Annotated in this window: 21 protein-coding genes; 4 read left to right on the forward strand and 17 right to left on the reverse strand. The window is 62.1% G+C overall.

Annotated elements, in window-relative coordinates; all coding sequences use genetic code 11:
• Positions 1-61: 61 nt before the first annotated feature.
• Positions 62-1909, reverse strand: coding sequence for a translation elongation factor 4 (gene lepA / locus G7Y31_RS08775; RefSeq protein WP_165009447.1), 1848 nt, complete (start codon positions 1907-1909; stop codon positions 62-64).
• A gap of 19 nt (positions 1910-1928) precedes the next feature.
• On the opposite strand from lepA, the gene G7Y31_RS08780 reads away from it, so the two are divergent.
• From G7Y31_RS08780 to G7Y31_RS08795, 4 genes are all read left to right on the forward strand, one after another.
• The gene (locus tag G7Y31_RS08780) at positions 1929-2459 is read left to right on the forward strand and encodes a type II toxin-antitoxin system PemK/MazF family toxin (RefSeq protein ID WP_165009449.1); all 531 of its coding nucleotides are present in this window, start codon (positions 1929-1931) and stop codon (positions 2457-2459) included.
• 197 nt (positions 2460-2656) lie between these two features.
• Complete coding sequence (gene rpsT, locus G7Y31_RS08785; RefSeq protein WP_165009451.1) at positions 2657-2920, forward strand: 30S ribosomal protein S20; 264 nt, start codon at positions 2657-2659, stop codon at positions 2918-2920.
• 76 nt (positions 2921-2996) lie between these two features.
• Positions 2997-3839: a DNA adenine methylase gene (locus tag G7Y31_RS08790; protein ID WP_196823556.1), complete on the forward strand. Its 843-nt coding sequence runs from the start codon at positions 2997-2999 to the stop codon at positions 3837-3839.
• Positions 3829-5040 (forward strand): type II restriction enzyme, encoded by a 1212-nt coding sequence (locus G7Y31_RS08795; RefSeq protein WP_244977367.1) that lies wholly within the window; start codon positions 3829-3831, stop codon positions 5038-5040. Before G7Y31_RS08790 ends, G7Y31_RS08795 begins: the two co-directional genes overlap by 11 nt.
• Here the strand turns inward: G7Y31_RS08795 and G7Y31_RS08800 are convergent.
• From G7Y31_RS08800 to G7Y31_RS08875, 16 genes are all read right to left on the reverse strand, one after another.
• A complete protein-coding gene (locus G7Y31_RS08800) occupies positions 4985-5650 on the reverse strand; it encodes a LysE family translocator (protein WP_165009453.1) in 666 nt (221 codons plus the stop codon). The two genes, G7Y31_RS08795 and G7Y31_RS08800, sit on opposite strands and share 56 nt — an antisense overlap.
• Positions 5647-5943: an ankyrin repeat domain-containing protein gene (locus tag G7Y31_RS08805; protein ID WP_165009546.1), complete on the reverse strand. Its 297-nt coding sequence runs from the start codon at positions 5941-5943 to the stop codon at positions 5647-5649. The genes G7Y31_RS08800 and G7Y31_RS08805 overlap by 4 nt, the downstream gene beginning before the upstream one ends.
• Before the next feature lie 97 nt (positions 5944-6040).
• Complete coding sequence (gene holA / locus G7Y31_RS08810; protein WP_165009455.1) at positions 6041-6988, reverse strand: DNA polymerase III subunit delta; 948 nt, start codon at positions 6986-6988, stop codon at positions 6041-6043.
• Positions 6989-6991: 3 nt separating this feature from the next.
• The gene (locus tag G7Y31_RS08815; protein ID WP_165009457.1) at positions 6992-8251 is read right to left on the reverse strand and encodes a ComEC/Rec2 family competence protein; all 1260 of its coding nucleotides are present in this window, start codon (positions 8249-8251) and stop codon (positions 6992-6994) included.
• Positions 8248-8865 (reverse strand): ComEA family DNA-binding protein, encoded by a 618-nt coding sequence (locus tag G7Y31_RS08820; protein WP_165009459.1) that lies wholly within the window; start codon positions 8863-8865, stop codon positions 8248-8250. The genes G7Y31_RS08815 and G7Y31_RS08820 overlap by 4 nt, the downstream gene beginning before the upstream one ends.
• 87 nt (positions 8866-8952) lie before the next feature.
• Positions 8953-9795 (reverse strand): DegV family protein, encoded by an 843-nt coding sequence (locus G7Y31_RS08825; RefSeq protein ID WP_165009461.1) that lies wholly within the window; start codon positions 9793-9795, stop codon positions 8953-8955.
• Positions 9795-10490 carry a histidine phosphatase family protein gene (locus G7Y31_RS08830; RefSeq protein WP_165009463.1) on the reverse strand — a complete coding sequence of 232 codons (696 nt, stop codon included), beginning with the start codon at positions 10488-10490 and terminating at the stop codon, positions 9795-9797. The genes G7Y31_RS08825 and G7Y31_RS08830 overlap by 1 nt, the downstream gene beginning before the upstream one ends.
• A 5-nt stretch (positions 10491-10495) precedes the next feature.
• Entirely contained in the window at positions 10496-10966 is a 471-nt protein-coding gene (gene rsfS, locus G7Y31_RS08835) for a ribosome silencing factor (protein ID WP_165009465.1), read from the reverse strand.
• An 89-nt stretch (positions 10967-11055) separates the two neighbouring features.
• Positions 11056-11691, reverse strand: a complete 636-nt coding sequence (gene nadD / locus G7Y31_RS08840) for a nicotinate-nucleotide adenylyltransferase (protein WP_165009467.1) — start codon at positions 11689-11691, stop codon at positions 11056-11058.
• 17 nt (positions 11692-11708) lie between these two features.
• Positions 11709-12965 carry a glutamate-5-semialdehyde dehydrogenase gene (locus G7Y31_RS08845; protein ID WP_165009469.1) on the reverse strand — a complete coding sequence of 419 codons (1257 nt, stop codon included), beginning with the start codon at positions 12963-12965 and terminating at the stop codon, positions 11709-11711.
• 11 nt (positions 12966-12976) lie between these two features.
• The gene (locus tag G7Y31_RS08850) at positions 12977-13897 is read right to left on the reverse strand and encodes a D-isomer specific 2-hydroxyacid dehydrogenase family protein (RefSeq protein WP_165009471.1); all 921 of its coding nucleotides are present in this window, start codon (positions 13895-13897) and stop codon (positions 12977-12979) included.
• A gap of 9 nt (positions 13898-13906) precedes the next feature.
• Complete coding sequence (proB, locus tag G7Y31_RS08855; protein WP_165009473.1) at positions 13907-14989, reverse strand: glutamate 5-kinase; 1083 nt, start codon at positions 14987-14989, stop codon at positions 13907-13909.
• Positions 14989-16509: a GTPase ObgE gene (gene obgE / locus G7Y31_RS08860; RefSeq protein WP_165009475.1), complete on the reverse strand. Its 1521-nt coding sequence runs from the start codon at positions 16507-16509 to the stop codon at positions 14989-14991. Before obgE ends, proB begins: the two co-directional genes overlap by 1 nt.
• 40 nt (positions 16510-16549) lie before the next feature.
• Positions 16550-17338 (reverse strand): class C sortase, encoded by a 789-nt coding sequence (locus G7Y31_RS08865; protein ID WP_165241659.1) that lies wholly within the window; start codon positions 17336-17338, stop codon positions 16550-16552.
• Complete coding sequence (locus tag G7Y31_RS08870) at positions 17331-22763, reverse strand: DUF5979 domain-containing protein (protein ID WP_165009479.1); 5433 nt, start codon at positions 22761-22763, stop codon at positions 17331-17333. Before G7Y31_RS08870 ends, G7Y31_RS08865 begins: the two co-directional genes overlap by 8 nt.
• On the reverse strand, positions 22763-24553 hold the full coding sequence (locus G7Y31_RS08875) for a class C sortase (protein WP_165009481.1): 1791 nt from the start codon (positions 24551-24553) through the stop codon (positions 22763-22765). The genes G7Y31_RS08870 and G7Y31_RS08875 overlap by 1 nt, the downstream gene beginning before the upstream one ends.
• Between the last annotated feature and the right edge of the window lie 28 nt (positions 24554-24581).

Here is a 24581-nt window from a genome sequence, read left to right on the forward strand (position 1 = left end):
TACTCCGCACTCCAGACACCCGTCAAGGATTTTGGGGAAGTTTTTCGAAACCGCGTTTGGGTCAGTTTTCGTCCGTAGACAGCGCGGCCACGAAGGCCTCCTGGGGAACGGAGACCGAGCCCAAGGACTTCATACGCTTCTTGCCCTCTTTCTGCTTCTCCAGCAACTTGCGCTTACGCGAGATGTCGCCGCCATAGCACTTAGCCAACACGTCTTTACGCATCGCCCGAATGTTCTCACGCGCAATGACCTTCGTGCCGATAGCAGCCTGCACCGGAACCTCAAACTGCTGGCGCGGGATTAGCTCCTTGAGCTTCTTAGTCATCTTATTGCCATACCACTGGGCAGAATCGCGGTGCACAATAGCCGAAAACGCATCCACGGCGTCACCATTGAGCAGCACATCCACCTTGACCAAGTCAGCCAACTGTTCCCCGGCATCCTCGTAATTCAGGGATGCATAGCCCTTGGTGCGCGACTTCAAAGAGTCAAAGAAGTCGAAGATAATCTCGCCCAAAGGCATGGTATAGCGCAGCTCCACGCGATCCTCAGACAAGTAGTCCATTCCGCCCATCTGCCCACGCTTGGATTGACACAGCTCCATGGTGGTGCCCACAAATTCCGACGGCACGATAATGGTGGTCTTGACCACCGGTTCATAGACCTCGCGCAGCTTTCCAGCAGGCCAATCAGAAGGATTGTGGATAATCTGCTCAGAGCCATCCTCAGCCACCACGCGGTACGTCACCGAGGGCGCAGTAGAAATAAGGTCCAAATCAAACTCGCGCTCCAACCTGTCGCGCGTGATCTCCATGTGCAACAGCCCCAGGAAGCCACACCGGAACCCAAAGCCAAGGGCGACGGAGGTCTCGGGCTCGAAGGTAAGGGAGGCATCGTTAAGCTGCAACTTCTCCAAAGCATCGCGCAAGTCCGGGAAGTCAGCCTGGGAAATAGGGAACAAACCGGAATACACCATGGGCTTAGGCTCCTGGTAGCCCTTCAAGGCCACCTCAGCCCCGCCAGAAGCCCAGGTCACGGTGTCTCCCACCTTGGTCTCACGCACGTCCTTAACGCCAGTAATAAGGTATCCGACCTCGCCGGGGCCTAAGCCCTCACACTTGTGCATGGTGGGCGAAACAATGCCGATCTCCAGCAGCTCATGGTTGGCACCCGTAGACATCATGCTGACCTTCTGGCGGGGGCGCAACGTGCCATCGACCATACGGATATACGTCACCACACCACGGTAGGTGTCATAGATGGAGTCAAAAATCATGGCGCGCGCCGGAGCATCAGGCCCAAACTCAGAGGTAGGCGGCGGCACCAATTCGGCAACCTTGTCCAGCAGCGCCTCCACGCCCTCACCAGTTTTTCCAGAGACCCGCAGAACTTCTTCCGGCTCACAGCCAATGATGTTGGCAATCTCTAGGGAATATTTCTCCGGATCCGCCGCAGGCAGGTCAATCTTATTGAGCACCGGAATAATTTCCAGGTCATTTTCCATGGCCAGGTACAGGTTGGCCAGGGTTTGGGCTTCGATGCCCTGGGCGGCATCGACAAGCAAAATGGCACCCTCGCAGGCCTCAAGGGCACGGGAGACCTCATAGGTAAAGTCAACGTGGCCGGGAGTATCAATCATTTGAAAGACAATCTGCTGGCCAGCATATTCACCAGTGCGCGGGACCCACGGCAGGCGCACGTTTTGCGCCTTAATAGTAATGCCACGCTCGCGCTCGATGTCCATATTATCCAGGTACTGGTCCCGCATATCGCGGGCGTCTACCACCTGCGAGAATTGCAGAATGCGGTCTGCCAGCGTCGACTTGCCGTGGTCGATGTGTGCGATAATGCAGAAGTTACGAATCTGCTCCGGATTCGTAAACGTAGTGGCCGCAAAATTTTCAGACATGCGTCTACAATAGACGACCATGACGAGCGCTAAACCATCTGGCCGGTCGCGACTCAAGCGGCTGCTAGGAATCCACGACTCCCAACCGCTCGACACCGGCTTGGCGCGAATAAATGACCGCCTAGGCTTCCGCGGCTCCCGTGCCAGCCGCGAGCCCCGCCGGGCAGCCGTCATCGGTGTTGAACACACCGAAGCCCGCCCGCGCTCCATTTTCTTTACCCCAGACATGGACGGCCAAGCCGACTCTGGGGAGGTCGTGTGGGCATGGGTGGGCTCCCCACCCCAAGAGCGCGCCATCTTAGTCGTGGGTCGCACGCGCACCACGGTGCTGGGGCTGCTTATCTCCCCCAACCCCGACCATGCAGATGAGGACTGCTGGCTGCCCATCGGCTCCGGCGAATGGGATGAGCGCGGCCGCCAATGCTGGATCCGCATGGACCGGGTCCTTGAACTCTCCGAAGAACAAGTGCGCCGCCAGGGCACCCTCTTCCCGGAACGGCGTTTTGCGCGCATTGCCAATCGGCTGCGGGCAGCCTACCACTGGGGATAGTGCGGAAATTTGGGTGAAGTCTGCGGCCTTGGTATCCTTATCCGGTTGCCACCACGCACTGTGGCGCGAAAGCCGGGACGGACAGGACCTTGGGTTCGCCCTTCGAACGCTTTCGCCGCGGCGCTGTTGCGCCAGGATCAGGTCCGTGACGTGGAGGTTTACAATGATCCATCGTCGATTCCAAGAGGTACAACACCATGGCAAACATCAAGTCCAAGAAGAAGCGCATTCTTACCAATGAGAAGGCTCGCCAGCGCAACAAGGCTGTGCGTTCCGCCGTGCGCACCGAGATCCGCAAGTTCCGCGCCTTGGTAGAGGCTGGCGACAAGGCTGGTGCCGAGAAGCAGCTGCGCGTTGCTTCCCGCGCTTTGGACAAGTCCGTGTCCAAGGGTGTGCTGCACCGCAACACCGCCGCCAACAAGAAGTCCGGCATCGCTGCCGCCTTCAACAAGATGGCCTAATCCGGCTAGAACTCGAAAGGACCTCTGCGGAGGTCCTTTTTCATGTCCACCCCGCGCGCTAAGATGTGGAGCCGTTATGAACATCGCTAGGGACAATATCAAGCCGCTGTTGAAGTGGGTGGGCGGAAAGCGCCAGCTCCTGCCGGACATTCACGCCGCCCTGCCCGCGGAGGGCTTTAGCCATTACGTGGAGCCTTTCCTTGGCGGCGGCGCGGTGTTGTTTTCACTGCTGCCCGCGCGCGCCACGGTTGGAGACCTTAACACGGAGCTGATTAATGTCTACCTCACAGTACGGGACCATGTGGATGAGCTAATCGGGCTGCTGTCTACCTACCCCAATGAGGAAAAATTCTTCTACGACATGCGCCAGCTGGACCGGGAGCCAAGTTTTGCGCACATGACGGCCGTGGAACGCGCTGCCCGAACCATCTACCTCAACAAGACTTGTTTTAATGGCCTCTACCGCGTGAATAATGCCGGGCAGTTCAATGCCCCCTTTGGGCGCTATGCTAACCCGGCTATTTGTGACGAGCCCACCCTGCGTGCGGTTTCTGCATACCTGCGCGAGCAGGACGTCCAGTTCCACAATGGCGATTACGCGGTGGTGCTCGCGGCTGCGGGTCCGGGCGACTTCGTCTACCTGGATCCTCCCTATGATCCGGTCAATCCCACCAGCAATTTCACCGGATATCAATCGGGGGGCTTTGGCAAAGCAGACCAGATCCGCCTCAAAGAGGCCTGCGATGACTTAGACGCCCGCGGGGTGCGGTTTCTGCTGTCCAACTCCGCCACGGACTTTATTCAGCAGCTCTACAGCGGCTACCGCGTGGAGATCGTGGAGGCAACCCGCGCGGTGAACTCCGTGGCCTCTAAACGCGGCAAGGTGGAAGAGGTTTTGGTGCGTAATTATGGGGGCTAATGACGTTGCGTGGGACAAGGTGCTGGCGCATTATTGCCAGCCTTTTGAGATTAGTGCCCGCGAGCTCGAGCACCTGGGCCAGCGTCAACCTCGTCTGCTGGCTAAGCATGATTTCTCCGCGGCGGTACCGGCAGGGTTGCGCCAGCGCGGCTGGAATGTTCTGCCCATATCCCGCAGCAACTATGCGGTGGGGCCCTTCCAGCTCTTCCAGCCCTTTCCGGAGATTGCTGGGCCCATCCGGCATCTGTCCATTCCGGCGGGACTGGAGTCCATCAACGTTGCTGCCATTAGCTCTGAAGCGCAGGCGCTGAATGTGGCTGCCGCCGCAGGTATTTTTGAGGATTTTCTAGATTCGCCGGGCCTGGTGCCCACGGTGGCGGGCCGGATGTCTACCCACACGTTCACGGTGCACTTTAGTGGGGTGGCGCCGCTGACTATTGACCGCGCCCAGATGGAGATCGATGCCGGGTTCGAGTCTGCCCGCCATGTGGTGTTGGTAGAGGCCAAGAACCATCTGACCTCTGATTTTAATGTGCGCCAGCTCTATTTCCCCTACCGGCGCTTTAGCCAAGCCCTGGCCAAGCCCGTGATTCCGGTCTTTATGGTCTATTCCAATGGCTTATTCCGGGTCTATCGGTTCCGCTTTGCAGATCCGTTGCGCCCGGAGAGCATAGAGCTTGCCGATGCCGCCTGTTATACCGTCGGCCGTGCCCCACTCGACGTTGACTCCGCCCTGGCAGTGCTCAGCGGGCCGGTTTACCCCACGGACCTGCCTTTCCCGCAGGCCAATAGCTTTGAGCGGTTGATTAACTTGGGCGAGCTGTTGTTGCGGGAGCCGTTGAGCAAGGCAGAAATTACCCAACGCTACGATTTCGACCCCCGTCAGGCGGCCTACTACGCCGAGGCTGGGCGCTACCTGGGTTTATTCGATCTGCGGGACGGCTGCTATGAACTCAGCGCAGAAGGCGGGCGGATCTTCGCTCAAACCGAGCGCAGCCTGGCTCTGGTCCGTGCAATGGGCGCCCGGCCGGTGTTTCGAGAGGTCTTGGTGCACACCTTGCGCACCGGGCGGGTGCCGCCGGTGGCGGGCTTCATGGCTGCGGCGAACTTGGGCTTGAGTGAATCCACCCTACGGCGGCGGGCCTCTACGGTGAGCCAGTGGGCGCAGTGGGTGCTCCAACAAACCCAGTGGCTCCGCTAACTATAAGGCCTAGCCCAATAATGAGGAAGAGGATGCCCGCGCCTAAGTCAATCCACGGCCCGGCCTTCAACATGTGCCGTTGAATCCGCGGGGTAGAAATAGCGAAGCTGAGCACCGCGAAGAGCAGCAGGCTGGACAAAGATAGGCCAAGGATAAGCGCCACGGCAGTAAATACCGACGGGTTGGCGGGCAGCATGGGGGCTACCAGGGCGGCCAGGAAGAGCACAATCTTCGGGTTGGACAGGTTGGTGCTTAGCCCCAGCAAGAAGGTGGAGCGCAGGGAGCCTAGCTGTGCCGCGGCATCGGCAAGGTTCGCAGGTGCCGGACGCATGCCAGCGCGCACCATGCCGGTGCCCATCCACATTAGCCAGGCACCGCCCACAACTTGGACGCCGTCGAGGATGGCCGGAAAGGCGGTCAGCAAAGCCGCCGCGCCACAGACGGTAAGCGTGCACCACATCAGCACGCCGACTTGGATGCCCAGGGCGGCAGTGAGCGCGTGCCGGCGCGAGCGGGTAGCTAGCCGCATGAGCAAAATGATGTCCGGACCAGGTGAGAGTGCGCCAATGAGGTTGGCAAAGATGATGGTCAGGTAGGCGCTCAGGGTCACTGGAGTTCCCGGCCAAACATACGGGCAGTGTCTAGGGCCGACGGCTGGCCAGCCAGGGGGTCAGCACCAGCGGCCAGCAGAAGCTCGATCAGCGCGTCTTCTTTCTTAAAAACCACGCCGGCAAGTGGAGACTGGCCGCGATCATTGAGCTGGTTCACGTTGGCACCTGCCGCTATGAGTCCGCGGCTAAGCTCCACGTGGCCGTTGTAGGAGGCCAGCATGAGCAAGGAGTGGCCTTCGTGGTTGGCCAAATCGACGCTCACGCCCTGCTCCACGTAGTCCAGCAGGCGCATGTCGCCGCTGCGAGCCAGATTAAACAGTTTGGTGGCGAACTCCGCAACCTCAGGGTCTACAGTCTCCGGGTCTAGATTCTCAGTCACGGGCGTTAGCTTACCCCGCTAGTTGGGCTATCTGACGCACGGCTTCTTCGACTGCATAGGCTTCATCGCCGCCCTGGCCCACCACCGCAGCACCAAGGTTATCCACCAGGATGGTTGCCGCGGTGACGTTGTCCCCGGACCAGCGGCGGGCAACGGGCAGGCTGGCTTTGACGGCATAAGGGTTCATTCCCAGATTTTTGGCCAAGGTGAAGTGGTCCCCGCGGGCATCATAAAGCCGCGCGATGGTAGAGACCTTATTGGCCAGGGCAAAAGCGATAGCCACCGGGGAAGCCCCTAGCTGCAGGGCGCGGCGGCACGTTGCCACGGCGGCGCCGGTGCGGCCGGCCACGGCGGCATCGGCAATGTCCCAATTGGCCACCTCCGCAATGCCGGAGTAATAGTCCCGCACGGCGTCGCGGGTGACATTGCCGTCGGTATCCGCTACCAGTTGGGAGGCCGCAGAAGCCAGCTCACGCAAGTCGGAGCCCACGCTGTCGATGATGAGCTGAATGACATCCGGGGTAGGCCGCACCCCTAGCTGCTGGAACTCGTGGGTAAGCCACGGGTTGAGCTCCCGGGGACCCAGCGCGTAGACCTCGTGGACCTGCCCCAGGGAGGACAACTTTGCCACCAGCTCCGGCGGCTTCTTTTTGGACTTCATGGTCTTCGCGGTTACCGAATACATCACCACCAAGGTCATTCCGGGAGCCGGGTCGGCGCACGCAGCGATGATGACCTTGCCAAGCTCCGCACCCACCTTCTCTGCGTCGGTGATGACAATGACGCGGTCCTCACCAAACAGTGAAGGGCTGGTGGCCTCTATGAGTTCGCCCTGGGTGACTTCGCTGGCCCGCAAGGTCAGCGTTTCTGTGCCTTGCGCGCGTTGGATGGCCAGCCGGGCGCGCTCGGCCAGGAATTCATCATCGCCCACAATCAGGTGCACCGGTGCTGCAGTCATGGGCTACACCCTAGTCCGCAGGTAGTACAAAGCCACCATCACCCACCCATAGCCCACCAGTACCGCCTGGGGGCTCGCGCGCACGGTGGTCACTGGTAGCGCCGCCGCCCCATAGGCCACGTGGTATATCCACCAGGCGCACGGCTCCAGCACATAAAGCAGTTGTGGGATGGCAATCGCGGCCACCCCCAGCACGCGGATGGGGGCAGTGGCCGGTTCTACCAAGACGTTGGCCAGCACAGAGATTAGCGAGACCTCCCCGGTCATCAACGCCACAATCGGCATGGTCATCACGTCTGCGGCAATGGCTACCGCAACGGCGCGAGTGAGCACATCTGGCCACCCCAGTCGCGCCAGCGCAGAGTAGATGAAGGGATAGCAGCCCACAATCCCGGCGGTAGCCGCCACGGAGAGCGCAAAACCGAATTGCGCCGCCAAGTCACTGCGCCACAGCAGCAACGCAATGACCCCCAGGCTGAGAGCGTGGGCGGGTTGCATGCGCGTCGATCCTGCCACCGCCGCCAGGGATACCAGCCCGGTCATCCCGGCGCGCAGTACCGATGGCCCCAGCCCCACCAGGGCCACAAAGCCCAGCAAGACCGCCACTGCCCCGGCTACTTGCCAGCGCGGCGAACATCCTGCCCAGCGCAACAGCATAAACGCGGTGCTGGTGACCAGAGAGATGTTGGCGCCGCTGACTACGCTCAGGTGGCTTAGCCCCGTGGCTATGTAGACGCGGCGCTCCTCTTCACTTTGTCCCGCGGTGTCCCCCAGCACCATCGCCGGCAGCAGCCCGTGACTTTCTGGCCCCGTACGCGCTTCGACGTTGCGGCGAAAGTGTGCAGCGATGGTGTGGGAGAACCCTCGCGGTGGCGCCATGGACTCGACTGTATTGCCGTCCACGCGCACCGTGCTGCCGCGTACCACCTGCTCCAATTCCCGGGGAAAGACGGCCTGCGGGGCACTGACCCCAGGCACGGAGACCTGCACATACCAGCCGCCGGATTTCGTTGCGGTGGGTTCAGCAATAACGGTGCCCGTATAGCTGAGACCCGGGTCTTGGTCCGCGCGCACGCTCCCCAACACCAAGGCGCACGAGCCCAGAGCAAACAGCAACAACGCCTGACCGGGATGCCGCAGCCCCTGGGCACAGGCAGCGGCAAAGCAGATGCAGAGCACGCCTATCAAGGGGACTTCGACAGCCACGCTCAACAGCACCACCCACACTAAGAGCGCCGCCGGGGTTAAGCGCAGCTCACTCACAGCGTGACCTGTTCGGAGATTTGGGCAAACTTGGCGGGGCCAATGCCCTGGACTTCCTGCAATTGCGCAATCTCACTAAAGCCACCGTGTGCCTCCCGGTAAGCGATGATCGCCTGGGCCGTGACCGCACCCACCCCGCTCAGGGTCTGGAGTTGCTCCGCTGTGGCCGAATTGAGGGAGATCCCGCCCGAGTCCGTGGGTGCAGGCGGGCCACCCACCACAATTTGTTGGCCATCCTGGAGCTTTTGCGCCAGGTTGAGCGACGTCAGGTCGACGCCGGGCAGGGGCTGGGCGAGCTCCAGGGCATCGGCAATTCGCGCACCCGGGTCCAGGGTGACCAGGCCGGGGTGGGCAACCTCACCAACCACAGCCACCACAATTGGGGTGGCGCTTTCTACCGCCATAGAGACCTCGCTGGGCGCTGGTGGAGCGGCAGGGCTGCGCTGCACTCCCAGCCACACCACCGTGACGGCCACCAGCACCGTAGCCAATACTGCCGCCGATGCCACCGGCACCCGCAGCCGCGGCCGCGGGTAAGCGACGTTGAGGAGTTGTTCTTCTCCAGTGGGGGCCAAAAGCTCCCCCAGCCTGCTGCGTGGTTCTTTGTTGCCCATACGCTTTACGCTAAGCCTCCACCACCCGCCTGCGCTAGGGAAAAACTTGCCGTTGTGGATAACCCGTAATTTATCCACAGAAAAGGGCTAAAAGGCCAGCTTGTTGCGCTTTTTTACGGCCTCATTTGGCGGAGTAGAAAAGACCACGGAAATCCCCAGGGCCCCAGCACCGGTGTGTACGGCCACCACCTCCGTTAGCGGCAGGACCATAAACGTTGAGCCTTCCGCCAGGACCTGCTCGAAGAGGTAGCGCAGCTCCTCGGCGGCATCGGCAGGCCCAGAGTGCTGGATGGCCACAAAGCACGGCTGAGACTGGGCCCGCTCCTGCACCAACTCCACCACCTTGGTAAACGCCTTGGTTTGGGTGCGGGTTTTGCCCACCAGCTCCAGCTTGCCGTCCTCGATAGCCATGATCGGCTTGGTGGCAAGCAACGCGGTAGACAGCAAGGCCGTGGCCGTGGACATCCGCCCTGACTTGCGCAGCTCCTCCATGGAGTGCACGTAGACCCAGGTGCGCCCGCGCGACAGGGTGTCCAGCGCGGCATCGTAGCACTCCTGCAAATCCGCCCCATCTTGGGCAAGCTTGGCGGCAGCCATCGCCGCCGCTCCCAGCACCATGCCGGCAGTCCCGGAATCAATCACGCGCACAGTATCCGGGAACACCCCGGAGGCAGTGACCGCGGCTGACCACGTAGAGGAAAACTCCCGGGACAAGTGCAAAGCCAGCACGCCATCATCCCCAGAGCGCTCCATTTGGCGCCCCAACGCGGCCGCCAATTCCAGGGCCGACAGCCCCGAGGTGGAGTGCTCCACGGCACCATCTTTGCCCTCGGCATCCATCACGTGCAGATCCAGCACCGTGATGTCGAGCTGCGCAATGACATCGGCAGGCAAACCCGCAGAAGAGTCGGTGACTACGCGCACCGGCATTAGACGTCTGCCCCCTCCCCGCCCACAACCCGGGCGCCCATGTTCCAGCCATCAAAGTACCATTGGGCCTGGGTGCCGTCCCCACCAAAGTCTGCGGGACTATCCGGTTGGCTGGGATCAAAGACCGGGCGGGCGGTCAGTTGGGACCAGTGGGTATTCTTCAACCCCGACAGCAGCCCGTATTGCTGGACGTCAAGCCCCAATAAGGCACAGGTCAGCGCAGAGATTGCCCCGCCGTGGGCCACCAGGAGCACCGCCGCGCCATCCCAGTGGGAAAAAGTACGCATGAGCTCATCCACCACAGGCCGCGCCCGCCGGGCCACGTCCACGCGGGACTCCCCCTCCGGCGGGGCCCACGTGGGGTCATGGCGCCACAAAGCGCGCACGCCGGGATATTCTCTGTCCACCTCCGCAGAGGTGCGGCCCTGCCATTGCCCCAGGTGCGTCTCCCGCAAACGGGCGTCCACGGAAACGTCTAGCCCCAGCTGCGCACCAATGATTTCCGCCGTACGGTGCGCCCGCACCAGGTCAGAGGACACAATCTTGACGATGCCCTGGTCCCCCAGCAATGCCGCCGCCGCCCGCGCCTGCTCCAAGCCGACCTGGGACAGCTCAGTGTCCAGGTGGCCTTGCATACGACCGGTGGCGTTATAGGTGGTCTGACCGTGGCGGATCAGAATCAGGCGGCGGCTCATGAGGTCTAGTACTCCTCGTCTTCTTCCGGGGCGGGGCCAGCCAGCGGGATCTCCGCGATATCTTCAACCTCACGCAGGTTGACCTCATTGGACCATTCGCCCGGACGTTCCGGCAGCGCAATGCCATCAACCTCCAGCAACGGGCAATCGCGGTAGAGACGGTCCAAGCCGTAGTAGTCACGCTCCCCTTCGCGCTGCACGTGGACCACAATGTGGCCATAGTCCAGCAGCACCCAGCGGTTTTCGCGGTTGCCCTCGCGGCGCTTGGGCTCAAAACCTTCCTTGGTCAGCTCATCCTCGACTTCTTCGACGATGGCAGCCACTTGGCGTTCAGTCTCTGCTGAGGCAATGACAAAGACCTCCGTTATCGCCAGCACGTCAGAGACATCGATGACCGCGATATTGGAGGCCAACTTCTCATCCGCTGCTTTGGCGGCCAGCTCACCCATGCGGCGAGCAACGTCAGTTACAGACAATGCACATTCCTTCAAATTTCGTGTAACAGAAACCTTCGTATAACAGTGCCCTCTAGTTTCGCACGAGCAGGGGCATATTACCTACTCACTCAGTTCAAATCCAGCACTCGGTTTTCATTCGGCTGGTACAGATTATTCTTCGCCATGTACTGCACTACCCCGTCAGGCACCAGGTACCACACCGGCGCCCCCTCCTGGGCGCGCGCCCGGCAGTCCGTTGAAGAAATAGCCATTGCTGGGATCTCCACCAAATGGATCTGCTCTTGGGCCTGCGGCGGCAGCATGTCCTTAGTCAGTTCATAGCCCGGGCGAGTAACTCCCACAAAGGTGGCCATGGTCAGCATCACGTCCCAATCCCGCCAGCTTTGGATATTCGCCAGGGCATCCGCCCCGGTAATGAAGTAGAGCTGCGCCCCCGGGAAAAGCTGCGCAATATCGCGCAGCGTGTCAATAGTATAGGTCTGCCCGCCACGGTCAATATCCACCCGGGAGACTCGAAACCGGGGGTTGGACGCAGTGGCGATGGTGGTCATGATGTAGCGGTGCTCTGCGGCAGTGACCTTCTTATCGGCCTTCTGCCACGGCTGCCCGGTGGGCACGAAAACCACCTGGTCCAAACCAAAGCGGTGGGCCACTTCGCTGGCCGCCACCAGGTGGCCGTGGTGGATGGGATCAAAGGTCCCGCCCATGATGCCAATGCGGGCGGGCTCAGTGCGTGCGCTCATGGCTGGCAGTATATCCCCTAAGGACGGGTATGACCGCTTCCTTGCACAATCCACTTCGTTGAGGTTAACTCCGGCAGCGCCATCGGCCCGCGCGCGTGCAGCTTCTGGGTAGAAATCCCAATTTCTGCGCCCATGCCATAGACCTCGCCATCAGTAAACGCAGTCGAAGCATTGAGCATCACCGCCGCAGCATCGACTTCTAGCGCAAAGCGCGCCAGCACGTCAGCATCCTGAGCAGCAATGCCCTCGGTGTGCCCGGTGCTAAAGCGCGCAATGTGCTCAATTGCCCCGCCCACCCCGTCTACCACGGCCACACAAATATCCAGGGACAAAAACTCGCTGGCCCATTCCTCATCCGTGGCCTCAACGGCACCACGCACGCCCCAGGACTCCAGCTGCGCTACATCACCGTGGATAGTAACCCCGAGTTCTTGCAGGGCTGCCACAATGCGCAGGCGCTGGGCGGGGGCCAAGGCGGCATCGACAAGCACAGTCTCCGTGGCGTTACACACGGAAGGCCGACGGGTCTTGCCATTGCACACCATGGCAATGGCCTTATCAATATCGGCGCTGGCATCGACATAAAAATGGCAATTGCCCGTGCCAGTCTCGATGGTTGGCACGGTAGCCTCAGTGACCACGGCATTAATCAGCCCCGCTCCCCCGCGTGGAATCACCACATCCACCAAGCCCCGGGCGGTAATAAGCTCACGCACCGAATCGCGACTATCACACGGCAGCAGCTGAACCACCTCGCGCGGCAGGCCATGGTCAGCCAGCGTCTGCTGCAACAGTTCCACCAGGGCGGCATTGGAATGCTGCGCCGACTGCGAACCACGCAGCAGCGCCACATTGCCGGATTTTAACGCCAGGCCAAAGGCATCCACGGTGACATTCGGGCGCGCCTCATAGACCATGCCCATTACCCCCAACGGCACCCGCACCTGCCGCATGGTCATCCCATTGTCCAGTGTGTGCCCCCGCAGCACCTGCCCCACCGGGTCTGCTAAATCTGCTACTTTCCGCAAGCCTTGGGCGATGCCGCCGATGCGCCCGGCGTCCAACGCCAAGCGGTCCAGCATGGCCTGGCTCATGCCGCGGGCCTGCCCCGCGGCTAGGTCACGGCGATTGGCCTGCACAATCTGCTCAGCATGGGCTTCCAGGTTATCTGCTGCGGCCTGCAAGATGGCATTTTTGTGCGCGGTAGATAGCCGGGCCGTGGCTGGGGCCACCGCCTTGGCCGCGCGGGCTAGGGAAAGAACCGTGTTGCTCATAACCCACCACCCTAGTATCCGCGCTCGACATCAACGCGGGTGGGCATCTCCTCGCCTGCCTCCCACGCTGCGGCATTGGCATTAAACACTGCGCCGATGTGGTACTTGGCCACGTCTGCCGATGCCGCCATGTGCGGCGTCATAGTGCAATTAGGCAAGGTATAGAGGGGGTGGCCGTCCGGCAGGGGTTCCGGGTCCACCACCTCCAGGCCCGCCCCGGCGATCTCCCCGCTGCGCAGCGCGTCTACCAGGTCCTCTGTGACAACCGTGCCGCCGCGGCCGACGTTGATAAACAGGGCGCTAGGCTTCATGGCGCGGAAGATGGCGGCATCGACAAGCCCTGCGGTGTCAGGGGTAAGGGGCAGGATGCACACGATGAAGTCAGCCTCGCCCCACACGTGTGCGGCGTCGGCCATGGCTAGGGTGACGTCAGCCCCCGGGACTTGCGTGCCGCTGCGATTAACGGCGGTGATGTGCAGGCCAAAGGGTGCGACCATGCGGATAAATTCCTTGCCGATGCCCCCTGCCCCAAACACCGCCAGGCGCTTCGGCGCCGCCTGGGGGTAGACCCACGCCTGGGATTGGTCCAGCTCGCGGGCCACAGACCAGCTTGCCGCCAGGGCGAAAGCCTTGTGGTGGTGTGCTACCGACAGCAGCAGGCCCAGGGCGGATTCAGCCACCGGCGTGGCAAAAGCCCCGGCGGTATTACACCACGGGACGTCGTGGATGACCCCGGCGTCTATGAGCTGGTTGACCCCGGTATAGCAGTGCTGCACCCACTTGATGTTGTCCGGCACCGATATCTTGGCCGGGTTGGGAGTGGTGTTGACTAGGACTTCGGCTTGGTGGATGTCCTGGACTAATTCGTGGCCTGCGGACTGAATATCTGCGATTGTTTCCGGCCACTGGCGCGGCCCCATGTAAAACTTCATGGACCCAGCCTAGGCGCGGGAGGCGTAATTGGACAGGTAATCGGCGTGGATGACGGGGCGCTGCGAGCGCTGGCCTAGCAGGGGCCGCAGCTCCTGGGCGTCGTAGCCTACTTCCCCGCGGCCAACGATCTCGCCGTCCGGTCCTAGGATGTCCACGATTTCCCCGGCATGAAACTCGCCGATGACCTCCGTGATTCCCACCGCCAGCAGCGAAGCACCGCCCGCGGTCACGGCTGCGACTGCACCAGCATCCAGGCGCAACGCCCCACCGCTATCGGCGCAGTAGAGCGCCCAGAACTTCCAGGCAGACAACGGCTTGCCTGGCTGGGGGTGGAAGACGGTGCCCACGGAGGCATCGGCCAAGGCGGCATCAATGTCGGCGGCACTGGCCAGCAGGACGGGAATGCCGCCCCGGGTAGCCAGTCCCGCGGCAGAAACCTTGGTGGCCATGCCGCCGGTGCCCACGCGCCCGCCATCACCGGCCACCACCCCCGCCAGATCCGCGCTGGAGCGCACCTCCGGAATAAAGCGGGCATCGCCCGCCGCCGGGTTTTTGTCATAGAGCCCGTCGACATCCGAGAACAGGTAGAGCGCATCCGCACCCACCAGGTTGGCAACCAAAGCAGAGAGGCGATCATTGTCCCCAAAGTGCACCTCAGAGGTAGCCACCGTGTCATTTTCATTAACAATCGGCACCACGCCCAGCTGTCGCAGGCGCTCCAGGGTCCGCTGCGCGTTGCGGGCCCGGTCCCGGCGCCCCACGTCTGATGCCGTGAGCAGCACCTGCCCCACCGCCCGCTGGTGGCGGGCGAAGGACACGCCCCACTCATACGCCAGACTCACCTGCCCCACCGCGGCAGCCGCCTGGCGGGTAGCCAGATCAGCAGGCCGTTGGTTAAGCCCCAGCGGCCCCAGAGCAGCAGCAATGGCCCCGGAGGAGACCACAATCACATCAGAGCGCTGCGCCCGGGCACAGACGGCATCCACAATCCTGTCGATCTTCGCTTTATCAGTACGCAAGTCCGCACCCGTCAAGGAAGAAGAACCAATTTTGACCACAATGCGCCGGGCCGCAGATAACTGTTCGCGCATTATCCCTGCCAGCGGTCCCGGTTGGCTTGCTCGCGGGTCAGCTCGGCTTCATCGCCAAAGTCGTACTCGTCCACTAGACCACGGCGGGCCTGGGAGGCACGCTTGCGCTCCGCGGCAGAGACCCGGTTGCCACCCAGCAGGCGGCCGTCTTGGCCGCGGCCAGCGTGGGTGGCCTCCCCGCCGGTCATCGGCTCCCACTCAAAGGTAATATCGCCGATGGTTACCGGGCAGCCTTCTACCGCGCCGAGTTTGCGCAGCTCATCTTCCACCCCGGCCTTGGCCAGGCGGTCCGCGAGGTAGCCGATGGCCTCATCGTTTTCGAAGTCGGTTTGGATAATCCAGCGCTCAATTTTCTCACCCTCGACCACAAAGCCGCCAGGAACCTGCGGGTCCGGGGTAACGGTGAACTGTGCGAAGGAGCCCTTGTGCTTGCCCTGCGGGCGGATGACCGTGTGCTCCTTATCCGCCTTCACCTTCGGCTGCGCCTTGCGGTGGGCCTGCACCAGCTCCAACAGCTTATACTTCAGCGGCTCGAGGCCCTTACGGGCCACCGCGGAGATAATAAAGACCGGCCAGCCGTACTTTTCTTCCAGGTCGCCTTTGACAAATTCCGCGAGCTCTTCAGCTTCCGGGATGTCTGCCTTATTCAGCACAATGATGCGCGGGCGCTGGCGCAAGTCCCCCAGGCCCGTGTCTTGTTCCAGCAGCTCCTGGTAGTTGGCCAGCTCCTTTTCCAGGGCCTCAATGTCAGACAGGGGGTCCCGGCCCGGCTCCAGGGTGGCCACGTCTACCACGTGTGCCAGCACCGCAGTGCGCTCAATGTGGCGCAGGAAGTCCAGGCCTAACCCCTTGCCTTCCGATGCCCCCGGAATCAACCCCGGCACGTCCGCCACCGTGAAGGACTCATAGCCCATGTCCACCACGCCCAAGTTGGGCTGGAGGGTGGTGAAGGGGTAATCCCCAATCTTGGGCTTAGCGGCAGAAAGTACGGAGATCAGCGAGGACTTGCCGGCTGAAGGGAAGCCCACCAACCCCACATCCGCCATAGACTTTAGCTCGAGCACCAGGTCATGGGCCTGACCAGGCTCGCCCTGGAGCGCAAAGCCGGGGGCCTTGCGCTGCGCTGAAGCCAGCGCCGCGTTGCCCAAGCCACCAAAGCCGCCCTCGGCAGCAATAAAACGCGTCCCCGGCACCGTGAGATCCGCGAGCATCTCCCCAGCTTCGGAGTAGACCACCGTACCGGCGGGGATCTCCAAAATCAGGTCCTCCCCGCGCGCGCCATTGCGCCAATCCCCGGCACCGTTGCCACCGCGGCCAGCTTTGATGTGGGGGCGGTAGTGGAAGTCCATCAGCGTATGGATCTGCGGAGAGACCTCCAAGATGATGTCGCCGCCATGGCCGCCATTGCCGCCATCAGGCCCGCCCAACGGCTTGAATTTTTCGCGATGAACGGATGCACAGCCGTGCCCGCCATCGCCGGCCTGCAGGTGCAACACCACGCGGTCAATAAAACGTGCCATGAATCCTCTCCATCACTTCCCAAACAATCAAGCCACTAGTCTAGCGCTTGCGCCGCTCCAGGAAGATCCACAGCACCAGCACCACGGCGATGGCCACCAGGTCTGCCACCATCCACCAACTCAGCCGCCATGCCCGGCGGGTTTGTTCCTGTGGCCCCGGCACCCGGTGGGCCTCCACCAGCAGCCGGTCACTGTTGATGCCATAGGGTGTGCAGGTAATCAGCGTCAGCTTGTCGATGCCCCTCTCATAGGTCACCGCCTCCCAGCGGTCCGGGGCTACCACCGTACGGCCAGTCACGGCGTAGTACAAAGTGTGGTTGAGGACCTCTAGTGTGACCAAGTCACCTTCTTTGAGCAGCGGCAAATGGTCAAACATGGAGGCATTGACCATTCCGGTGTGCGCGGTAATCACCGTGTTGGTGCCCTCCCCGCCCACGGGGAGGTCTGAGCCAAACATGTGCCCGGCCCCGTGGTAGAGCACCTGCGGGCGGGTGGTGTGGTAGACCGGCAGATCCACTCCGATGGCCTCGATGCTAATGCGGGCCATCTTGCCGCCGGTCTCCGGGGCATTGAGCGTATCGAGGTATTCGGCAAAGCCCGGGGAGGTCTCCTCCGGTGGCAGCGCGTGGTGTTCCAGGCTCGCGTTATAGTCCTGGGCCTGGCGCCACAGCCGCTCAAGTTCCGCCGGTGGCTCAATGGTCTCAACCTCTTCGCGGTAGGCGCGCGCACTCTTTTCTAGTTGCGCGTCATTCCACAGCGTGGCCACGATGGGATAGGCCAACAGCACTATCCCCAGCAGGATCCACACCCAGGAACGGCGCTTAGTCACGGTTTCTCCGCTGGTACAAGCCATAGAGTGCTGCGGCTAGGCCCAGCAAAAGCACCAGCACCAGGGCGCGTTGGCCGGTTTCTGGTAATACGCTACTCAGCCGCAGTGCCGCGGCGGTAGCACTCGCGTTGACTTCCCCGCCGAGATCTGGCACCCCGCTAACCGTCGCGGTGGATTCAATCCTGCCCCGAGGGGTGGCAGAAATATCCACCGTCACTGTGAACTGGCGGCTTTGGCCGACTTCGAGGTGCTCAATCCTGCCAACTTCGCCTACCTGCGGGTCACTAAGCACCAGGTCGCGCACCCCAGTGCCACCGGTATTAGTCACGGTATAGGTCACTTCCATGGTGGTGGCACCATTGGGCAAGATGGTCACCCCACCCACCGTGGGCCCCGCGATGTTCTTGTCCAGACTCAAGCGGGGGAAGACATTGCGCGCCACCAGAGTCCACCGGGCAGCGGCGGCGGAATCGGAACCAGTGGTGGTATCGGCGGCATCGGCAACCGGCAAGACGCGGTAGGCCAAGAAATCCTTCTCCGCACGAGCATTAGCCAAGCGGGTATCCGGGGCTAACTCGCCTAATTGTAAGATGGCGCCGCTGCGCTCATAGAGCTGGCAGTCCTGGTTGACCACAATATCTTCGATGACGACCCGCTGCCCGGCGCGCATGCGGAAGTCCTGGCGGCCATCCACAGTGCCGCAGGTGGTGTGGAAATCATAGTCCTGGCCTTGGCCGCCTACTTCTTGCTTTTCTAGGACCACGTTCATGCGGTCGCGCAAGAAAATGGCCTCGGCGCTCAGCGTCAATGCGGAATCGGCGACCGGAACGTGGAAGTCGAAGGTGGTCTGCTTCATCGCCGCGGTGACCTCCTGCGGGCGCGGCAGGGTCTGCGCGGGCTGGCCGAAGGATATCAGCGGCGTGCGCGCGCCCGCGGTGACTTCCAGGTTGGGGTTAGGCCGCAGAGCTGGGCTAGCAGAAATATCCCACTGGCACTCCACGTCTACTGGCAGTTCAAGGACCTCCGCGTTAGCGGCGGTGGCCTCTTGCAGACTGCGGCGAATAGTCCAGGTGGCATCGCCACAGCGCACGGTGCCGGTATAGCCGGCCTCATCAGCGCCCGTGAGGTAGCCGGTGTGGGTGTGTACAAAACGTACTGGGGCAAGGCGGCGGGTAAAGACATTGCTAAAGTCCCAGCTGGCGGTGCCATCCGCGCGTTGTTCCACCGCTGGCGGGGCCTGCCACTGCAGTTGTGCTGGCAAGCCAGCCGGGGTGGACTCACTAAAGGTACACCAGGCGCCCAACGGGACTTCGACCTCCGGGGAGGTATAGGTGTAGACGTCCTTGCCGTCGCGGCTACCGGTCTTGCGGAAATCCGCCAGGCGCAGTGTTGCGGGCAGGGTGCGATTGCCCACGCCAATGGTGGAGTGCTCATAGCCCACACCCTTGCACTGCTGGGTGAAGGCAAACTCCTGCTCCCGGCGCAACAGCGCAAAGTCAGCCGGGGCGGCCACTACTTCCTTGCTCATGCGCAGCCGCGTGGTGACGTACTCATAGTTATTAATGAGGTCCACGACTTCACCATCGGCGGTAATGGCAAAGAACTGCGAGTCGGTGACATCATTATCCAGGTCTGTGTCTTCCTGGGCGGTGCCATCGTTTTTATCCACCACCCAGTCCACGGAACTGGGCCGTAAAGTGGCCTGGAGGTTTTCTTCCGGCAGTTCCAGGAAGAGATCTCCAAAATTATCCCCACGCAGGTGGCACTCTAGACCCACGGGCACCTCAGAGAAGGTGTGCGTGCCTGGGCCGGTGATGGTACCGGTGCGGCGTAATAAGGGGGCATCGGCAAGCAAATCTTGCACGGGGTCCCAGCACTCCAAGGTAAAGGTATGGGTGTGGAAGCCAATCTGCTTGCCAGCGCGCGCATAATGGCCGGTAATATCGCCCGGGATCCGCGCCACCTTATTCACCGTCACTGGGGCCAACTGGCGCGAATAGGTGTTGAGGAACTCCACCCGAGTATCCGCCCCCAGGCGCAACTGTTGGCGCACCGGCTCACTGCGGCCATTGACCCGGACTTGGCGGTCTAGCTCAATGCCCGCGGCCGTACTACTGGTGGCCTCTGCGGCCTCGCACTGCGAGCCAATGGGGAAACGCCCAAAGTCCACGGTTCCACCATCAGTAATAGTGGTCCCAACCTGGGTGGGCGCCCCGCCCAGCGGGAAGGTACAGCGCAGGCTGACGTTAAACTCGCGCTCGCGTTTTTCCTGCTGCCGCACCTGGGGAATATATTGCGCGGTGGCCGGGTCAAAGGCGACCTCCTTGGTGCCTGACACCCCGGCATAGACGTAGTCATAGCTGTGGGACACGGTAGCCACGGTGGCCTCACCGACTACCACCCGGTTGGCAGCCGCAAACTCGCGGTCGTCCTCGCCAACCTGCAACCGTGAGGCACGGGATATGGGAAACTCCCCACCATCACCATTTCGCTGCCCCGGCTCGGGGCTAGCTTCTGCCAGGGAGCACTGGCTGCCCGCAGGCAACAGCTGTGCCGGCACCTTATGCACAGCTGTGGTGGCGTCCAAGCTAAACCTGGCGTGCTGGCCCAAATCGATGGGGCGGCCTTGCTCCGTGGTGCACTCCAGGGAGTACTCCACCGGGCGCGCCAGCTCCGGGTGGCTGCGCACCTGGTGGATGACCGTCAGCCCCTGGCCCACTGGGTCAAAGGTATTAGTCACCCGCACTTCTTGGGTGGGTGCACCCACGGTCACTTCCGCACTAGCCACATCGCTGCTCCAGGCCACGCCGGAGCCATGCAGGCTCGGGGCATTTTCCGTAAACGTACAGGTATTGCCGTAGGGCACCTGGACATCTAGCGTGCGGGCTTGGCCCGCGGGCACCTCCACGGTGCCGCGCAGCTCCACGGCTTCGACATTGCCGTTGGGGTTAAGCACCGCGCGCTGGCCGCAATGATAGTTGAAGGTAAAGGTGTCTGGAACCTCCACCCCGGTGACATTGTTAACCACCAGCTTGCGCACAGAGACCGTACCCAGCTGGTAGTCATAGGTATTGCGCAGCACCACGCGGTTTTGGGTAGAGTCCACCGCCGGGCTAATGGTGATCACCGGCTGGGTACGCGCCTGCTGGTTGCTCAACGTGCGGGCTTGATCGTTGGCATCGGAGCCCCGCACGGTGGTAGAAAGCAGCCGCACACCGGCTACATCTGCGTCCTCCTCCCACACCAGGCACTGCGCACCCACCGGAACATCGGGTATCACCACGGGCTGCGGAGTGCGTGCCTCGCTGAAAATCTCTTGCCTAAACTCCTTTGCGCCACTACCCCAGCTACACTTACCGGCCACCGTAAAGGCATGGTTGCGCACCTCCGGGGCCGCTGCAGCCGGGCCTGCCAATTCCTTCACCAGCTTCAGATCTCGCACGTGGTAGGCATAGGCTGCACTAATGTCCACCACGGTGCGAGTGGGGTTAGCCCCATCTGGTACGCGCAGCTTATAGCTGCCACTATATGGGCCTTCCTGGGTGGTCTCCACCCCAGCGCCATCAACAGTCACGGTACGCCCGGTGAACTTGTAGCGCTGGCTTTCCTCACGGGTGAGCCCCGTCAACGGGCGCAGGTAGCAATCGCGTTCCACCGGCACCCCACTGATTTCGGTGCGCCCAGTCTGGCCGGGTCCGGTAATTGTCAATTCAATGTCGCGGCGGCTAATCCGGGTGCCATCGCAGGTCAGCGAAAAGGTGTAGGTGCGCGGGTAACTCAGGTCACCGGCAGCCTCACCGTCGAGGTGCTTGCTCAGCGCCACCGTACCCGTGCGGTAGTTGTAGGTATTGGTAGCTTGCACCGGGTTATCGCCTGCCACCAACGTCACTGAGGTAGCCGGCAGCTTGCCGCTCCCCTTGCGGCCCACGCTCCAGTCCAACTCCAGGTCCTGCCCACCGGGCTGAGAGTTGGGGTCAACCTCTTCAAAAATGCACTGCGAGCCCGCGGGCAAGCCGGCGATTTCTTCCTGCGCGCCCTTGGCCAGCACCACGCTCCCCCGCAGCTGCTGGCCCGGATAGGCGCGGGCAAAACCGCGCGGCGGTTGGCAGATATAGCTGAAGGTAAAGGTGCGCAGCGCGACTTCTTGGAAATCCTGGGCATTGCCCTTAACGTTTTTGCTCAGCTGCACCTTAGCTGGTTGGAAGCGCGGTATCCAGCGCACCTGGCAGTAGAGCGGATCATTGTTCGCGTTGGCGGTGATCAAATCAGATCTGCCCTGGCTGGGGTCATTGCGCAGGGTATAGCCGCTCGGAACCGAGCCCTCTGTAATGGTCAAGGTCTGGGTCTCTGTGGTACACGTCCACTCCGGACGGTAGCGCCGCAGCACCGTAGACGAGTCTGCTGTATCCCCAGTCGAGCGAAAAACCAGGTCCCCCTGGCGCAGGTAGCTGCTGTACTGGCCCACGGTAGTAGGTATTTCGGTCTCGCGGCCGTTGAAGCGCGTGTAAAGGTGGAAATCAAAGGAGGTCGGGGTACCTGCCAAGGCGGACTCGAAGGCGGCATCGGCAGGCTGTTGGGCAACCTCACCGCCCGCACGCCCCAGGGCAATGGCCACAGCAAAGGCCTGGTGGAAAGGCGAAATAGTGCCAATGGTCAGCTGCTCAGGTCTGTCGACCTTGACCAGGAAAGAGCCCACGCGCTGGCCACGGTCCAACCTTCCAGAGTTACACACAAAACCATAAGTACCGCCGGCTATGCCGTAGGCAGGTGCCTGGCGAATGGACCCGGGCCCAAATCCACTGGTACACGCCGATTCATAGCCGGCCGGGGTAATACGCTGTGCGCTTAGCGCAGAGGTCTCACCGGCGTCGTGGACGTAGAGGTACTCGCGATAGATATTCAAAATGTCATCGTGCGTGGTGGCCTCAGCATCAGCGACATAGAGCGAAAAGTCCTTCACGGCGGTGCCGTCTTCTTGCGTCAGCGTGATGTCGCTCAACAAGACGGCGACCTCGCGGTTGCCCAATTTGTCTTGTTGGTCAGTCTTAATCAACGGTTGGGTGTTATCCCCCGGGTAGGGAATAAAGGTGCTGACCCCATCGCGTACATGGCCGAATGCCGCCTGGTCCCAGGCGCGGTTGCCTACGGTGACCTGGTCATCCCGGCCACGGACCTGGTGCAGGTTAAAACTCAGCGTATAGCGCCCCAGCTTTTTGGACCATTTCTCCCCAGTAAAGGTTGCACCACTAAAGTCCAGCCAGCACAGCTCTTTAGCTAAGCTTGCCGATGCCCCCGTGGACTGCCGGTAGGCACAACCCTCCAGGTCCTGGGTGTCACGGGCTTGCGCCACCGGCACTGCCACCATAACGAGCAGGAGTGCCATCAGCCACACCAGCAGCCGATATAGCCTTACGCGAACTGACATTAGCGGTCCTCCTTAGACCTGCGCAGCACCAGCCCCAGCCCCAGCAGGACTACAGCTAGCAGCACAATCTCGCGCACCCCAGCGCCAGTGCGCGCCAGGTTACCTTGTTCCCACGTCACCGTCACCGCACCGGAGGCCTCGGGCGCGCTACAGCCTGCCTGTTCCGGGGAAAGACAGTAGCCATCCGGGGCAAAGTGGGCGGTGTTGCGCAAGGGGGTGTCCGTGGCGGAATCGGCACGCACGCGCGTGAGCAACTCTATGGACACGGTGGTCTCCGGGTGACCTTGTCGCAGGCCAGCGAGTTTGTCCAACCCCGCCGCGGTCAGGGAGAACTCCACGGTGTTTCCGTTGCGTACGGTGGCGGTGTAGTGAGCTGGCTCCAAGGCCTTCTCCCCGTCCACGGTGCGCACAACTGCCCGGCGCACGCCCGCAAACTCTAGCCGGGGCTCAAGTTCGTCGATGAGCACATACTGGTGCAAGCGCCCGCTCGCATCCACCGGTGGCACGGTAGCGCTGAGGCGAAATACCGCTTCCCCACCCGGGCGGGCCTGTGTAGACAGTGCAGTCTTGCTAATGCTATTGGGCGTGGCCTTCGCGGTAGCGCGGGTGAGCTCGCCTGCCCGCACCAAGGCTAGGAAGGGTGCGGTGGCTTCGGAGAGTTCATGCACCACATAAACCCCAGGTTCTAGGTTGCTGAAGGTAGCCACGCCCTGAGAATTGGTGCTTTGGGTGCGCTCTGGGCCCAAAGTGTAGCCAGGTGTTGAGGTCAACAACCGGGGGTTAGCCTGCACGGCCTGCCCAAGCTGCTGGGCCGAGTCTGCTGCAAAGCCTTCCAACCGGGCTGCGGAAAACTGCCCCGAGATGCCTTCCGTGGCTACCTCTAGCTCCTGGGCACTGGCCGGGGTAGGAGAGGCCGTAGCTAGCCCTGCTGCCAGGACAGCCCCCACGGCGGTAATTGCAGCTGTGGGTTGGGCAGGCTTGCGACGGCGCGACCACCACAGCAGGTAGAGCACAATCAACACTGCTAGCACCACAGCGATAGTCATCCACCATTGCCACGGGGAGGAGTAACGCTGGTCTAGCTGCCCAGGGGCCTCCACGCGCTGGCCGTGAACCAATAAGCGGTGGGAGTTAATGCCATAAGGGGTACAGGTAACGAGGGTAAGCAAGTCTTGTCCAGCCACCGGGGCAATGCGGTCAATGTCTTGGGGCAAGACTGTCTCAGTGCCCGTGACTTCATAGGCCAGCACCTGGCCCATGACCTCTACAGTAAATACGTCTCCAGCGCGCAGGTGGGTCAAATTATCGAACATGGTCAGCGTGGCCAGGCCAGTGTGGCCGGTGAGCACCGCATGGGTGCCTTCGCCTCCCACCGGCAGTGCCGTGCCGTAAAGGTGGCCCACCCCGTGGGAAAGCACGCTGGTGGAGGTACCGTGATACACCGGCAGATCCAGGTCTACCGCTGGGGCCCGCAGGCGGGCCATCGGCGCCAGGGTAGACAAAATGCTTTGGTACTCCTGGTATGCCGGGGAATTAACGTCTACTCCATTGATCCACGGATCCGGCGCGCCTACCTCCGGCAGGTTGGCGTTATAGTGCGCGGCGCGGGCAAATTCTTCCGCGCGCACCTGCTCTGGCAGCCGCGCCACCGTGCGCGAATACTCCTGAGCAATGCGGTGCTGCTCATAGTTTTTCGCCAGGGTGAGCACCACTGGTGTCAGAAACACCAGCAACGCCAGCAGGAGGTAGATCACTGAGCGCTTAGAGCGTGCAGGACGCGTGCCACCCATCGGTGCGGCTACCTCCTATCTGGGTCAC

This window comes from Corynebacterium lizhenjunii (assembly GCF_011038655.2).
Classification (GTDB): domain Bacteria; phylum Actinomycetota; class Actinomycetes; order Mycobacteriales; family Mycobacteriaceae; genus Corynebacterium; species Corynebacterium lizhenjunii.

Bases quoted from the DNA above. Each gene is read 5' to 3' on its own strand.
- lepA (WP_165009447.1), bottom strand. From the start codon at position 1,909: ATGTCTGAAAATTTTGCGGCCACTACGTTTACGAATCCGGAGCAGATT.
- G7Y31_RS08780 (WP_165009449.1), top strand. From the start codon at position 1,929: ATGACGAGCGCTAAACCATCTGGCCGGTCGCGACTCAAGCGGCTGCTA.
- rpsT (WP_165009451.1), top strand. From the start codon at position 2,657: ATGGCAAACATCAAGTCCAAGAAGAAGCGCATTCTTACCAATGAGAAG.
- G7Y31_RS08790 (WP_196823556.1), top strand. From the start codon at position 2,997: ATGAACATCGCTAGGGACAATATCAAGCCGCTGTTGAAGTGGGTGGGC.
- G7Y31_RS08795 (WP_244977367.1), top strand. From the start codon at position 3,829: ATGGGGGCTAATGACGTTGCGTGGGACAAGGTGCTGGCGCATTATTGC.
- G7Y31_RS08805 (WP_165009546.1), bottom strand. From the start codon at position 5,943: ATGCGCCTGCTGGACTACGTGGAGCAGGGCGTGAGCGTCGATTTGGCC.
- holA (WP_165009455.1), bottom strand. From the start codon at position 6,988: ATGACTGCAGCACCGGTGCACCTGATTGTGGGCGATGATGAATTCCTG.
- G7Y31_RS08820 (WP_165009459.1), bottom strand. From the start codon at position 8,865: ATGGGCAACAAAGAACCACGCAGCAGGCTGGGGGAGCTTTTGGCCCCC.
- G7Y31_RS08825 (WP_165009461.1), bottom strand. From the start codon at position 9,795: ATGCCGGTGCGCGTAGTCACCGACTCTTCTGCGGGTTTGCCTGCCGAT.
- G7Y31_RS08830 (WP_165009463.1), bottom strand. From the start codon at position 10,490: ATGAGCCGCCGCCTGATTCTGATCCGCCACGGTCAGACCACCTATAAC.
- nadD (WP_165009467.1), bottom strand. From the start codon at position 11,691: ATGAGCGCACGCACTGAGCCCGCCCGCATTGGCATCATGGGCGGGACC.
- G7Y31_RS08845 (WP_165009469.1), bottom strand. From the start codon at position 12,965: ATGAGCAACACGGTTCTTTCCCTAGCCCGCGCGGCCAAGGCGGTGGCC.
- G7Y31_RS08850 (WP_165009471.1), bottom strand. From the start codon at position 13,897: ATGAAGTTTTACATGGGGCCGCGCCAGTGGCCGGAAACAATCGCAGAT.
- proB (WP_165009473.1), bottom strand. From the start codon at position 14,989: ATGCGCGAACAGTTATCTGCGGCCCGGCGCATTGTGGTCAAAATTGGT.
- obgE (WP_165009475.1), bottom strand. From the start codon at position 16,509: ATGGCACGTTTTATTGACCGCGTGGTGTTGCACCTGCAGGCCGGCGAT.
- G7Y31_RS08870 (WP_165009479.1), bottom strand. From the start codon at position 22,763: ATGTCAGTTCGCGTAAGGCTATATCGGCTGCTGGTGTGGCTGATGGCA.
- G7Y31_RS08875 (WP_165009481.1), bottom strand. From the start codon at position 24,553: ATGGGTGGCACGCGTCCTGCACGCTCTAAGCGCTCAGTGATCTACCTC.